This is a genomic window from Ancylobacter gelatini (assembly GCF_022601675.1).
Classification (GTDB): domain Bacteria; phylum Pseudomonadota; class Alphaproteobacteria; order Rhizobiales; family Xanthobacteraceae; genus Ancylobacter; species Ancylobacter gelatini.
Map to the genome: position 1 here is coordinate 236,809 of NZ_JAKVIL010000003.1, position 13,609 is coordinate 250,417.

9 protein-coding genes are annotated in these 13,609 nt (G+C 69.8%); 6 read left to right on the forward strand and 3 right to left on the reverse strand.

The window, feature by feature from the left end; translation table 11 throughout:
* The first annotated feature begins 76 nt into the window (after nucleotides 1-76).
* Nucleotides 77-1,396 (forward strand): hemolysin family protein, encoded by a 1,320-nt coding sequence (locus MKI84_RS07270; RefSeq protein WP_241617995.1) that lies wholly within the window; start codon nucleotides 77-79, stop codon nucleotides 1,394-1,396.
* A 7-nt stretch (nucleotides 1,397-1,403) separates the two neighbouring features.
* On the opposite strand, the gene MKI84_RS07275 is transcribed toward MKI84_RS07270, so the two are convergent.
* Together MKI84_RS07275 and hrpB are read right to left on the reverse strand one after the other, a co-directional pair.
* Nucleotides 1,404-1,604, reverse strand: a complete 201-nt coding sequence (locus tag MKI84_RS07275) for a hypothetical protein (RefSeq protein WP_241617997.1) — start codon at nucleotides 1,602-1,604, stop codon at nucleotides 1,404-1,406.
* Nucleotides 1,605-1,835: 231 nt separating this feature from the next.
* Nucleotides 1,836-4,328 (reverse strand): ATP-dependent helicase HrpB, encoded by a 2,493-nt coding sequence (gene hrpB, locus MKI84_RS07280; protein ID WP_241617999.1) that lies wholly within the window; start codon nucleotides 4,326-4,328, stop codon nucleotides 1,836-1,838.
* 138 nt (nucleotides 4,329-4,466) lie between these two features.
* On the opposite strand from hrpB, the gene MKI84_RS07285 reads away from it, so the two are divergent.
* Nucleotides 4,467-6,119 (forward strand): peroxidase family protein, encoded by a 1,653-nt coding sequence (locus tag MKI84_RS07285; RefSeq protein ID WP_241618000.1) that lies wholly within the window; start codon nucleotides 4,467-4,469, stop codon nucleotides 6,117-6,119.
* A 45-nt stretch (nucleotides 6,120-6,164) separates the two neighbouring features.
* Here the strand turns inward: MKI84_RS07285 and aptA are convergent, their stop codons facing one another.
* Nucleotides 6,165-7,514: an omega-aminotransferase AptA gene (gene aptA / locus MKI84_RS07290; RefSeq protein ID WP_241618004.1), complete on the reverse strand. Its 1,350-nt coding sequence runs from the start codon at nucleotides 7,512-7,514 to the stop codon at nucleotides 6,165-6,167.
* Between the two features lie 265 nt (nucleotides 7,515-7,779).
* Between aptA and MKI84_RS07295 the strand changes: the two genes are divergently transcribed.
* The 4 genes from MKI84_RS07295 to hisS all read left to right on the forward strand — a co-directional run bounded on the left by MKI84_RS07295 (nucleotide 7,780) and on the right by hisS (nucleotide 13,599).
* Complete coding sequence (locus tag MKI84_RS07295) at nucleotides 7,780-9,705, forward strand: tetratricopeptide repeat protein (protein WP_241618006.1); 1,926 nt, start codon at nucleotides 7,780-7,782, stop codon at nucleotides 9,703-9,705.
* Nucleotides 9,706-9,811: 106 nt separating this feature from the next.
* A complete protein-coding gene (locus MKI84_RS07300) occupies nucleotides 9,812-10,930 on the forward strand; it encodes a TIGR03364 family FAD-dependent oxidoreductase (RefSeq protein WP_241618009.1) in 1,119 nt (372 codons plus the stop codon).
* A 19-nt stretch (nucleotides 10,931-10,949) separates the two neighbouring features.
* Nucleotides 10,950-11,750 carry a phosphonoacetaldehyde hydrolase gene (phnX, locus tag MKI84_RS07305; RefSeq protein WP_241618013.1) on the forward strand — a complete coding sequence of 267 codons (801 nt, stop codon included), beginning with the start codon at nucleotides 10,950-10,952 and terminating at the stop codon, nucleotides 11,748-11,750.
* Nucleotides 11,751-11,979: 229 nt separating this feature from the next.
* Nucleotides 11,980-13,599 (forward strand): histidine--tRNA ligase, encoded by a 1,620-nt coding sequence (hisS, locus tag MKI84_RS07310; RefSeq protein ID WP_241618015.1) that lies wholly within the window; start codon nucleotides 11,980-11,982, stop codon nucleotides 13,597-13,599.
* Nucleotides 13,600-13,609 lie beyond the last annotated feature (10 nt).

Below are 13,609 nucleotides of genomic sequence, written 5' to 3' on the forward strand. Positions count from 1 at the left end.
GCCGCGCCGACCGATTGTGGCGAAGCCGCGCATCCGTGCTACATAGAGAGGATACGAGGCTGCCTCATCATACCATATGCCCTTATTTGAAATCGCTGTCGTCCTTCTGCTCGTGCTGATCAACGGCGTTCTCGCCATGGCCGAGCTTTCCGTCGTGTCCTCGCGCCCGGCGCGTCTGCGCTCCATGGCGGATAACGGATCGGCGGGCGCGCGCATCGCGCTGCAACTCGCCGCCGACCCCGGCCGCTTCCTGTCCACCGTGCAGATCGGCATCACGCTGATCGGCATTCTGGCGGGCGCGTTCTCCGGCGCCACGCTGGGCGACATGCTCAGCGCCTGGCTCAAGGAGCAGGGCATGGCCGGGCGGCTCGCCGATGGCCTGGGCTATACGCTGGTCGTGGCGGCCATCACCTATGTGTCGCTGATCATCGGCGAACTGATCCCCAAGCGCCTCGCGCTGCAGAACCCGGAAAAGCTCGCCAGCCTAGTGGCCCCGCTGATGCTGCTGCTGTCGCGGGTCTCCGCCCCGGCGGTGTGGACGCTCGACATCTCGTCGCGCCTCGTGCTGCGCCTGCTGGGCGAGCACGGCAAGGCCGGCGAGAACAACGTCACGGACGAGGAAATCCGCGCCATCGTCGCCGAGGCCGAGACCGCCGGCATCATCGACCCCGAGGAACGGCGCATGATCGCGGGCGTGATGCGCCTCGCCGATCGTCCGGTCCGTGCGGTGATGACGCCGCGTACCGATGTCGAATGGATCGACCTGACGGACGATCCCGACACGGTGCGCAAGACCATTCGCGAGACGCGCTACACCCGCATGCCGGCCTGCGAGGGCACGCCGGACGAGAGTGTCGGTGTCATCGACAGCCGCGACCTGCTGGAAGCCTATATGGACGGCCGCACGCCCGATCCGCGCGAATTCGTCAAGCCGGCCGCCGTGCTGGTCGAGACCGCCGGCGCCCTCGACGCGATGAAGGTGCTGCGCCACACCCAGACGCCGCTGGCGCTGGTGGTCGACGAATATGGCTCGCTTGTGGGCGTGCTGACCCCGGCGGACCTGCTCGACGCCATTGCCGGAACCGTGGTGACCGACGATGCCGGCCATTCCAGCCCGCATGTGGTGGAGCGCGCCGATGGCAGCTTCCTCATCGCCGGCGCGACGCCGATCGACGAACTGGCCGACCAGCTCGGCATCCGCATTCCGCAGGATGCCGGCTTCCATACCGCGGCGGGCTACGCGCTCTACGAGCTGAAGGCGATGCCGCAGGAAGGGGTCAGCTTCGAGGCCAAGGGCTGGCGCTTCGAGGTGGTGGATATGGACGGGCGGCGCATCGACAAGCTGCTGGTCTCGCGGGCGGTCTCCCCCCGCCGCCGCGCGCCGCTCGCCGGCTGAGCGCGGTTCAGCGCAGGTTGCGCTCGATGGACGTGCCCGCGCGGCTGTCGGCGAGGCCGTAGCGGGCGCTGAGGCCGGCGACAACGGTGACGATGGCCACGGCGAGCGCGGCGGCGATCAGGCCGTATTCCAGCCCGGTGCCGTGGGGACGGCGGACGGCGGCGCTACGCCGACGCTGAGACAGGTCCCTGTCCACCCAGTTGCTCATCGCGATACTCTGCTTGCGCTCGACTGTTAAAACGCCTGCTTGAGACAGGTTTTATTATGCGAGCACCCTGAGCCCGAGACGTTGATCGGGCGTTAAAACGCTGCCGTGCGCGGAAAGCTCTTTGTCCGTGGTTAATGTTTTGCAGCCGGCTCCGGCCGAATGCTTCGGCGCTGTTCGCCGGGCGTTAACCATGAATGCGGGGCCGCTGGTGGCCGGCGCGCGGGCCGATCCTCACGTGCCCCGGGGCTTGGCCCGGCGGGTTGGCTCGGCGTTGGCCGGGTCTTCCGGCCAGGGATGGCGCGGGTAGCGCCCGCGCATCTCGGCCCGCACATCGCGCCAGGAGCCGGACCAGAAGGCCGGCAGGTCGCGCGTCATCTGGATCGGCCGGTGCGCGGGGGAGAGCAGCGCCAGCGTCAGCGGCACGCGGCCCTGCGCGATGGCGGGGTGGGTGCCCAGCCCGAACAGTTCCTGCACCCGCACGGCGAGCAGCGGCCCGCCCTCGGCGGCATAGTCGATCGGCAGGCGCGAGCCGGTCGGCACCTCGAAATGGGTCGGCGCCTCTTCCTCCAGCCGGCGCGACAATTCCCAGGGCAGCAGGCCGGCGAGCGCGCGGCCCAGCACTTGCGCGTCGATCTGGCCGAGCGCGGTCAGCCCCGTTAGCTCCGGCGCCAGCCAGTCTTCGGCGCTTTCCGCAAGCCGGTCGTCGGACAGGTCCGGCCAGATGCCGGGCGCCCTGGCATGGAGGAAGCGCCCGCGATCCAGCCATTGCCGCTGCGCGTCGGAGAAGCCCAGCCGGGCGATGCCCTGCGCCGCCGCCGCGCGGGCCAGCGCCGCCGCCGCCTGCGGCCCGGCTTCGACACGGGCGGTGCGCTCGGCCAGCACCAGCGCGCCGAGCCGGCGGACATGGCGCGCGCGGAGCGCCCCGGCGGCGGGGTCGAAGCTCGTCTCCGTGCCCTCGGTGATCCGGTCGCCGAATTCGGCCTCGATATCGGCCTCGCTCAATTCGGCGGCGAGCACGATGCGCGCTTCCTCCGCCGTGCCGGTCAGTTCCGCCACCGCGAGAAAGCGCGCGCGGGCGAGCGGGGAGGCGGGGTCGATCGCCGCGCCGCGCCCATTGGCCAGCACGAAACGCCGCCCGTCACCGCGCCCGCGCGCCAGCCGGTCCGGAAAGGCGAGCGCCAGCAGGCCTGCGGGCGAACCGGACAGCGCGGGCGCCGCCCCGGCACCGCGCGCCGCCCGCGCGGCCTCTTCCGCCCAGCGCCCCGCCAGCCGGCGCGCCTCTTCCGCCCGGCGCAAGCGGTCGCGCGCCAGCCCGTCGAGCCGGTGGGCGAGGTCGAGCCCGTCGCCGCCCAGCCCGCGCTCGGACACCAGCGCGGCGATCAGCGCGGCGTCCTCGCCCGCCCCGCGCCGCGCGCCCTCGATCACCATGCGCGCAAGGCGCGGCTCCAGCGGCAGCCGGGCCATGGCGCGGCCGAGCGCGCTCACCTGGCCCTGCGCGTCGAAGGCGCCGAGCAGGCGCAGCAGCGCCCGCGCCTCCTTCACCGCCGCCTCTGGCGGGGGATCGAGGAAGGCGAGGCCAGCGGGGTCGCTCACGCCCCAGATCGCGAGGTCGAGCACGAGGCGTGACAGGTCGGCGGAAAGAATTTCCGGCGTGGCATAGGCCGGCAGGCTCATCGTCTCCGCCTCGTTCCACAGCCGCCAGCAAATGCCCGGCGCGGTGCGGCCGGCGCGCCCGCGCCGCTGGTCGGCCGCCGCCCGCGAGACGCGCACCGTCTCCAGCCGCGTCAGCCCCACGCCCGGCTCGAAGCGCGGCACCCGTGCCAGCCCGCTGTCGACCACGATCCGCACATCCTCGATGGTGAGGCTGGTCTCGGCGATCGAGGTGGCCAGCACCACCTTGCGCCGGCCCTTGGGCGCGGGCGAGATCGCGCGGTCCTGCTCGGCCGGGGAGAGCGCGCCATAGAGCGGAGCGATGTCGATGGCGGGGTCGGAAAGCAGCTCACGCAGCGCCCGCTCGGTGCGGCGGATCTCTGCCGTGCCGGGAAGAAACGCCAGCACGGACCCGGCGTCCGCGCGCAGAGCGCGGGCGATGAGGTCCGCCATCTGCCGGTCGATCGGCGTGCGCGGGTCGCGCCCCGCATGGCGGGTCTCGACCGGAAAGGCCCGGCCCTCGCTCTCGATCACCGGCGCCGGACCTTGCTGTCCATCGTCCAGAAGCCGTGCCACCCGCGCGCCGTCCAGCGTCGCCGACATCACCAGCACGCGCAGATCCTCGCGCAGCGCCGACTGCGCTTCCAGTGCGAGGGCGAGGCCGAGATCGGCGTCGAGGCTGCGCTCGTGGAACTCGTCGAACAGCACGGCGGCGACGCCGGACAGTTCGGGATCGTCGACGATCATGCGGGTGAAGATGCCCTCGGTGATCACCTCGATCCGCGTGGCGCGGCCGATTCTGGAGCCGAAGCGCGCGCGGTAGCCCACGCGTTGCCCCGCCGTCTCGCCGAGCGTGGTCGCCATGCGCTCGGCGGCCGCGCGCGCGGCGATGCGGCGCGGCTCCAGCACGAGGATCTTGCCCCCCTGAACCCATGGCTCATCCAGCAGGGCCAGCGGCACCCGCGTTGTCTTGCCCGCCCCCGGCGGGGCGACAAGCACCGCGCGCGACCCCTGCCGCAAGGCGGCGGTGAGCGCGGGCAGGGCGTCGTCGATGGGGAGGGGAGGGAGGGCCATGCCTGCAGGATTTAGAGCGCTTCGGCTCGTAAGGGAATTCGGTCGTGACACGAGATTTGAACAGTTACATCTATAGATTGTTTCAACTTAAAATTGCATCCTAACGTTGCGGCATCCCGCCGCTAACAGGGGCATTCGATGAAGCGGCACAGCAGGGATAATTTCTTCATCGTCGGCGAAGGTATCGCCACTCACGACACGCACCACCAGCCGGTGACCCTTCCCGCATCGACCGAAGCGGAGATGCGCAAGTTCCGGTTCTCGCGGCTGGGACCGAAGGGCGGGCTTGGCTCGCCGGCTTTACTGGCGGCGCTGGCCCGGGCCATGGTCGCAGGGCCGCAGCAGAATGCGCGCCCGACCATACCGGCGGGCTTCACCTATCTCGGCCAGTTCATCGATCATGATCTCACCTTCGATCGCACGGCCGCCAAGCTGGGTGACAACGTATTGGTCGCCGATCTGGTTCAGGGGCGCTCACCGGCGCTCGATCTGGACTGCCTGTATGGCGGCGGCCCGAACGACCCGGACAGCCGCGCCTTCTATGTCGACGGCATCCGCTTCAGGATGGGCAGGACGGCCGCCGACGCCAACTTCGCGGGCACCAATGTCGATCGTGAAGGCTTTGACCTGCCGCGCAGCGGGTTCGGCTCGTCGAAATCCGCGCGGCGCAAGGCAGCGATCGCCGATCCGCGCAATGACGAGAACCTGATCGTCGCACAGTTTCATCTCGCCATGCTGCGGTTTCACAACCGTGTCGTCGACCGCCTCGCCGGCGAGGGCACGCCCAGCGCCGTGCTGTTCGAGCGGGCGCGGGAGGTCGTCGTGCGCCACTACCAGTGGATCGTGCAGCACGAATTCCTTCCGCTCATCGTCGATCAGGCGATCCTCGACGACGTGGCGCAGAACGGCCGGCGCTTCTTCGAGCCCAATCCGCTTCCCGGCGATTTCCCGACGATGCCGATCGAGTTCTCGGTCGCTGCCTATCGCACGGGCCACAGCATGATCCGCGGCGGCTACCAGTGGAACCGCATCTTCAACAGCGCGGGAATTCCCGCCACGCTCGGGCTGCTGTTCCTGTTTTCCGGCACCAGCGGCACGCTTTCGGCCGATTCCACGCCGGGCGATCCCGAGAGCGGCAGCTTCGAGCGCCTGCCGACCAGTTGGATCGCCGACTTCCGGCGCCTGTTCGACTTCGCGGCGGCCGGGCGGCCGGATCTCGCGCTCGACGCGGCGCAGTTCAACGTCACGCGGCGCATCGACACCTCGCTGGTCGATCCCCTCGCCACGCTGCCTCCGGGGTCTTTCGGCCACGAGCCGATCGCCGATCCGATCGAACTCAACCTCGCCTTCCGCAACCTGGCGCGCGCCAACATGGTCGAACTCGCGAGCGGTCAGCAGATGGCGGCATTCTTCGGCCTGCCGCCGCTCTCCGCCGACGCCCTTCTTGTCGGCAGCGAAGGGGCGGATCTGACCGGGCTGCCATCGGCGGAGAAGGACGAACTGCTCGCGGCGACGCCGCTGTGGTTCTATGTCCTGCGCGAAGCGGAGCTGAACGGCGGCAAGCTCACCGGGGTCGGCGGGCGCATCGTCGCCGAGGTGTTCCACCGGGCGGCCGAGGCCAGCACGGTGTCCAATCTGCGCATGGTCGGCTGGCAGCCGAGCCTGGTCGAGGCGGGCAAGGTGTTCGGAATCGCCGACCTGCTGCTTTTCGCCTTCGAGGGCCGCGAGGACCTGCTCAACCCGCTGGGCGACATCGCCCCGCCGGCGCCGGTGCCCGGCCCGACGAACTGACGTCGAGGGGAGGGCGTCCGGCGCGTGCCGGCGCCCTCCCGCGTCTCACATCACCGAATCGATCGTCTTCCCGATCTTCTCCACCAGTTCGCCGATCTGGGCCTCGTTGATGATCAGCGGCGGGCTCACCGCCAGCGTGTCGCCGGTGCCGCGCAGCATCAGGTCGTGGTCGTGGAAGGCGTTCACCATCGCGGTGTAGCCGCGCTTGCCGGGGGCGTCGGGCAGCGGGGCGAGGTCGAAGGCGCCGACCAGGCCGACCTGCCGGATGTCCAGCACGCCCGGCTTGCCCTTCAGGCTCATCACCGCATCGGCCCAGATCGGCTCGATGGCGCGGGCGCGCTCGAACAGCGCCTCGTCGCGATAGAGGTCGAGCGTCGCCAGCGAGGCGGCGCAGGCGAGCGGATGGCCGGAATAGGTGTAGCCGTGGAACAGCTCGATCATGTGTTCCGGGCCGTTCATGAAGGCGTCGTAGATGCCCTTGCGCACGATCACGCCGCCCATCGGCACCGAGCCGGAGGTCACGCCCTTGGCGAAGGTGATCATGTCCGGCACCACGCCATAGCGCTCGGCGGCGAAGGGGAAGCCGAGGCGGCCGAAGCCGGTGATCACTTCGTCGAAGATCAGCAGGATGCCGTATTTGTCGCAGATCTCGCGCAGGCGCTTGAGGTAGCCCTTGGGCGCGGGCAGGCCGCCGGTGGAGCCGGCCATCGGCTCGACGATGACGGCGGCGATGGTCTGAGCGTCGTGCAGGGCGACGATGCCCTCCAGCGCGTCGGCGCGCTCGGCGCCCCATTCCGGCTCGCCCTTGGAGAAGGCCTGCTTCTCGCGGTCATAGGTGTGCGGCAGGTGGTCGGCGCCGGCCAGCAGGCTGCCGAAGAAGCGGCGATTGGGGGAGATGCCGCCGACGGTGATGCCGCCGAAGCCGACGCCATGATAGCCGCGCTCGCGGCCGATCAGCCTCGTGCGCGTGCCCTTGCCGGTCACGGCATGGTAGGCGAGCGCGATCTTGAGCGCGGTGTCGCCGGCCTCCGAGCCGGAATTGCAGAAGAACACATGGTCGAGATCGCCCGGCGCCAGCTCGGCGATGCGCGAGGCGACCTTGAACGCCAGCGGATGGCCGAACTGGAAGGTCGGCGCGAAGTCCATCTCCTCCGCCTGCTTCTTGATCGCCTCGACGATCGGCTGGCGGTTGTGGCCGGCATTGGCGCACCACAGGCCGGCGGAGCCGTCGAGGATCGCGCGGCCTTCCGGCGTGAAATAGTGCATGTCCTTGGAGCGCGACACCATGCGCGGGCGCGCCTTGAAGGCGCGGTTGGCGGTGAAGCCCATCCAGAAGGCGTCGAGATCGTTGGGGGTGGCGACGCTCACGGCATCGACATCATAGGAAACAGACATGGCACAGGCTCCGATCGTTGGTCCGGCCGCCGGAAACAGGTCGTGGGGCCGCGCTTTTGATCATGTATAATGCGTGAGCACCGGCGCGCTCACGAGAAAATATGATGATGTGATCACTTTCTTTTCTGAGGCTTCACGCCCGCTTGACCGCGCGGCGGTAACGCGGCCATGAACTCGCCCAAAGCCGTGCTACAGTCACCTAACGTCATGTTTTTCCCGGCCTGCGCGCCCTGCTCGCGCGTGCCGGCCGCGTGGGACCGTCCAAGTGCCTGAAAGCACGACAATCGATGCCTCGGAGCTGGAGCCGCCGCCGGTGGATGCGGGGCTGGCCGCCCTGCCTCCCGAGGCGGCGCGCGCGGCGCTGGCGCGCGTGCTGATGTCGGAGGAGCTGAGCTCCTCGCCGCAATTGTCGAATATTCTGCGTTTTGTGGTCGAGGCGACGCTGGAGGGCCGGCGCGACGCCATCAAGGGCTACACCATCGCGGTCGAGGCGCTCGGGCGCGATGCCTCCTTCGATCCGCAGGCCGACCCCATCGTCCGCGTCGAGGCCACGCGGCTGCGCCGGGCGCTGGAGCGCTATTATGCCGGCGCCGGCGCGCAGGACGAGATCGAGATCGTGGTGCCGCGCGGCAGCTATGTGCCGCAATTCGTGCCGCGCCGTGCGGGCACGCGCGAGGGCACGGAGGCTGGCGAGCGGCTGCCGGTGCCCGGCGCCGAGCCGGCCGATCTGCTGGAGCCGGGCGAGGTTGCCCCCGTTCCCGCCGTGGTGGCCGTCCCGGTGCGCCGCGGGCTGGCGCGGGGATGGGCGGGGCTGCTGCTGCTCCTGCTGGTGGTGGCTTCAGTCGTTGCGCTGTTCGGCGTTCTCTATCCCGGCGGCTGGCGCTCGGCGATGTCCGACGTGGCGTTCCGGCCGATCGAGCGCTTCAACCGCCTCGGCATTCCGATGATCGAGGTCCGGTCCTTCGACGAGACCGGCGCCAGCCAGCCGGGCGTGACGCAGGCCGATGCGAGCGGCGGCGCGTCCCCCTCCGCCGACTTCCCGGCCCGCGCCATCGAAGTGCGCGTGCGCGACGCGCTGGCGCGCTTCGACCTGCTGGACGTGCTGTCCAGCCCCGATGCCCGCCCCTCGCTGGGCTGCGCTTCCACCGCAAACGCCCCCCATTCCGCCTTCGCGCTGGGCGGGCTGGTGGAACATCACGAGGACGGCGCGATTTCCGTGCTGCTGCGGCTGACCGACCTGTGCGACGGCACCATCGTCTGGTCCCGCGAGTTCGACGGGTTGAGGCCCGGCAGCGATTCGTCGGCGGCCGAGGTCGCGCTGGTGCGCGAGATCATGGCGGCCATCGCCGAGCCCTATGGCGTGATCCAGGCCCGCGCGCGCTCCCGTGTGGTCGCGGCGGGCGGCACCGCCACTGCCGGCCCCTATGGCTGCGTGCTGGAGGCCTATGGCTATTGGCGCAGCTATGCGGCGCCCGATCACGAGCGTGCGCGCGCCTGTCTGGAAAAGGCCGTGCAGAATGACGGCACCTTCGCTCTCGGCTATGCGCTGCTGGCCGAGCTTTATCTCGACGAGCTGCGCAACGGGGTCAATCCGCGTCCCGGCCCGCCCTCGCTCAACCGCGCGCTGGCGGCGGCCGAGCAGGCGGTGGAACTGGCGCCGACCAGCGCCTATGTCCGCCGCGTGCTCATGGATGTGCATTTCTTCCGGGGCGCGCGCGGCTCGGCGATCGCCGCGGGCGAGGCGGCCCTGGCGCTCAATCCCTATGATGTCGACGTGCTGGCCGATGTCGGCGGCCGGCTGGTGGCGCTCGGCCAGCCCGAACGCGGCGAGGCGCTGTTGTCCAGCGCCTCGCTCTCGGCGCTCGGCATGCCGCCCTGGGTGGATTTTCACCGCGTCATCGCCGCCTATGCGCGCGGCGACATTCCCGCGGCCGCGGCCGCCGCCGATCATCTGATGGGTGACGGCTATGCGCCCGGCCTGCTGGCCCGCGCCTTGGCGAGCGCCAGCGCCGGCGAGATGGCCGCCGCCCGCGCGGATGTGCAGAAGCTGACCGAGATCGCACCGGAATGGGCCTCCCAGCCCGATGTCATGGTCTCGCGCTTCTTCCCCGATCCGGCGCTCGCCCAGCGGGTGCGGGAGGATCTGGCCGGCGCCGGCCTTCGGGGCTTCAAGGCCGCCGCCGCGAATTGAAGGCGGCTGCCGGCTCCACCTTTCGGCCGATGGCGCCGCGACGCATGGCGCCTCCAGCCCGAACGCGCTATGAGCGGACACCCCCTGCTGCACGGCGGAACCTGCCATGTCGGAAAAATACGATCTCGCCATTGTCGGTGCCGGTGTCGTCGGACTGGGCCATGCCATCAGCGCGCTCAAGCGCGGGCTGAAGACCGTGGTGATCGACCGTGACGTGCGGGCCAACGGCGCCTCGGTGCGCAATTTCGGCTTCGTCACCGTCACCGGCCAGCAGCGCGGCGAATGCTGGCACCGGGCGATGCGCTCGCGCGATATCTGGGCAGAGATCGCGCCGCTCGCCGGCATCGAGGTGGTGCATCGCGGGCTCGTGGTTACCGCGCGCCGGCCCGAGGCGCTGGCGGTGCTCGAGGCCTTCGAGCGCACGGAGATGGGGCTGGGCTGCGAGCTGCTTGGGCCGCTGGCCGCCCGTGAGCGCTACCCCGCGCTTCAGGGCGAACTGGTCGGGGCGATGTGGAGCCCCCATGATCTGCGCGTCGAATCCCGCTTCGCCATCCCGAAGCTCGCCCAATGGCTGGCCGGCGAGGGCATCGCGTTCCGCCGCGAGCGCGCGGTGATCGGCGTCGAGCCCGGCCGCGTCCACACCTCCGCCGGCGAGATCGCCGCCGAGCGCATCGTGGTGGCGCCGGGCGACGACTTCCACACCCTGTTCGAGGACCGCTTCAAAGCTTACGGCCTCACGCGCTGCAAGCTGCACATGATGCGCGTCAGCGATCCCGCCATCGGCACGCTGCCCGGCTCGATCATGACCGACCTCTCGCTCGGCCGCTATCTCGGCTATGCCGAACTGCCCGAGGCCGCCCCGCTGATCGCGCGGCTCAAGGAGGAGCAGGCCGAGCACCTCGCCCACGGCGTTCATCTCATCGTCGTGCAGTCGGCCGATGGTTCGCTGGTGGTCGGCGACAGCCATCATTACGATGCGACGCCCGACCCCTTCGCCCCGGAATTCGTCGACGACCTCATCCTCGACGAATATGCCCGGGTGTTCGATCATGCGCCCGAGCGGGTGCTGGAGCGCTGGATCGGCACCTATGCCTCCGCGCCCGACCGGCTCGCCTTCATCGACACGCCGGCCGAGGGCGTCCGGCTGGTGGTGGTCACCAGCGGCACCGGCGCCTCCACGGGCTTTGCCATCGCGGAAGAAGCGATGGCGCAGCTTTTCGACTGACAGGCGGAAAGGGACGTTCATGGCACTCAAGGCGCTGATTCTCGACTGGGCCGGTACGGCGGTGGATTTCGGCTCGCGCGCGCCGATGGGCGCTTTCGTCGAGGCGTTCTCCCGCGTGGGCGTGACGATCTCGATCGACGAGGCGCGCGGGCCGATGGGCCTGCCCAAGCGCGACCATGTCGCCGCCCTGCTCTACACCCACATCATCGGCCAGCGCTGGGAGGCGGTCCATGGCCGGCTGCCGGACGAGGCCGATGTCGACCGCGTGCTGGCGATCTTCGAGCCGCTGAATGTCGAGGTGATCCCGCGCCACGCCGACCTCATCCCCGGCCTGCTGGACGTGGTGGCCTTCGCCCGCGGCAAGGGGATGAAGATCGGCTCCACCACCGGCTACACCCGGCCGATCATGGAAAAGCTGATGCCGCTCGCCGCCGAGGCCGGCTATGCGCCGGACAATGTGGTGTGCGCCGGCGACCTTGCCGCCGGCCGGCCAAGCCCGCTCATGATGTACCGCACCTTCGCCGATATCGGCGTGTGGCCGCCGTCCGCCTGCGTGAAGCTCGACGACACCGAGCCCGGCATTGCCGAGGGCCTCGCCGCCGGCACCTGGACCGTGGGCCTCGCGCTTTCGGGCAACGCGGCCGGCCTGTCCAAGGCCGAACTCGACTCGCTCTCCCCCGCCGACCGCGCCATGGTCCGCGCGCGGGCGAATGATCGTCTGTCCCGCGCGGGCGCGCATTTCGTCATCGACACCGTGGCGGACCTGCTCCCGGTGCTCGACGCCATCGAAGCCCGCCTCGCGGCGGGGCTTCGACCCTAGGGATTTTGGGCCCGCCTCGCGGCGGGGCTTCGACCCTAGGGATTTCCGGCCCGCCTGGCGGCGGGGCTTCGACCCTGGGGATTTTGGCCCGCCTGGCGGCGGGGCTGCGCCCATAAAACGAGGCCGGCCCGCGCCGGGCTTCGGCCGCGCGCGGGCGCCACACCATTGCGAGCCCGCCCCCCATCCTCTAAACCCGCGCGCAACGGGACTTTTGAGGAACGGCGCCACCATGGCCAAGGACAAACCCACGAAGCTCAAGGCGCGCCTGCCGCGCGGCCTCGCTGATCGCGGCCCCGCAGAACTCGCCGGCACGCGGGCCATGCTCGACACCATCCGCCGCGTCTATGAGCTTTACGGCTTCGAGGCGCTGGAGACCCCGTTCATCGAATATACCGACGCGCTGGGCAAGTTCCTGCCGGATCAGGACCGCCCGAACGAGGGCGTGTTCTCGTTCCAGGACGATGACGACCAGTGGCTGAGCCTGCGCTACGACCTCACCGCGCCGCTCGCCCGCCATGTCGCGGAGAATTTTCAGGACATCGCCAAGCCGTTCCGCTCCTACCGGCAGGGCTGGGTGTTCCGCAACGAGAAGCCCGGCCCCGGCCGCTTCCGCCAGTTCATGCAGTTCGACGCCGACACGGTGGGCGCGCCCACCGTCGCCGCCGATGCCGAGATCTGCATGATGGCCGCTGACACGCTGGAAGCACTCGGCATCGCGCGCGGCGATTACGTCATCAAGGTCAATAACCGCAAGGTGCTGGACGGCGTGCTGGAGGCCATCGGCCTCGGCGGGGATGACAATGCCGGCCGCCGCCTCACCGTGCTGCGCGCCATCGACAAGTTCGACAAGGTCGGCATCGAGGGCGTGCGCGATCTGCTCGGCGAGGGCCGCTGGGAGAACCCGGCCGCCAAGAGCGGCGACTTCACCAAGGGTGCGGGGCTGGATGAGTATGAAATTGATACTGTCATCAGCTTCGTCACTCTTCAGTCCGGCGACGTCACACCTCTGGAGGATATTACTGGCCTTGCCGCTGGCGCTCGCGCAAATGGTCATGAAGTTAATAATTACGGTTCCGGCCAGTTCGTGGAGAGTAATAAGGGTGTCGTGAATCACCTTCGGGCCATGTTCGGCAATTACGCGACATCTGCCGAAGGCATCGAAGAGCTGGCGGAGATCGCCGATCTGGCAGAAGCTGCTGGCTATAGTCGTGACCGTATCCGCATTGATCCCTCCGTCGTCCGCGGCCTCGAATATTACACCGGCCCGGTCTTCGAGGCCGAGCTGACCTTCGAGGTCAAGGACGAAAAGGGCCGCCCGGTGCGCTTCGGCTCGGTCGGCGGCGGCGGGCGCTATGATGGGCTGGTCGGCCGCTTCCGGGGCGAAGCTGTGCCGGCTACGGGTTTTTCCATCGGCGTCTCGCGCTTGGCTGCCGCGCTTTCCGCGCTCGGCAAGCTGAAGGCGGCGACCGAGTACGGCCCGGTGGTGGTGGTGGTGATGGACCGCGACCAGACCGGCCATTACATGGGCCTCGTCAAGACGCTGCGCGAGGCCGGCATCCGGGCCGAGATGTATCTCGGCAACCCGAAGAATCTCGGCAACCAGTTCAAATATGCCGACCGCCGCAACTCGCCCTGCGTGGTGATCCAGGGCTCGGACGAGCGCGCGGCCGGCACCGTGCAGATCAAGGACCTGATCGAGGGCGCGAAGGCTGCCGCCGCCATCACCGACAACGCCGAATGGCGCGAAAGCCGCCCGGCGCAGTTCGAGTGCAGCGAAGCCGAGCTGGTCGAGAAGGTGAAAGAGGTGCTCGGCCATCACGGCGTGCCCTACGGCGCGGCGCGCGGCTGAGGGCGGCGGG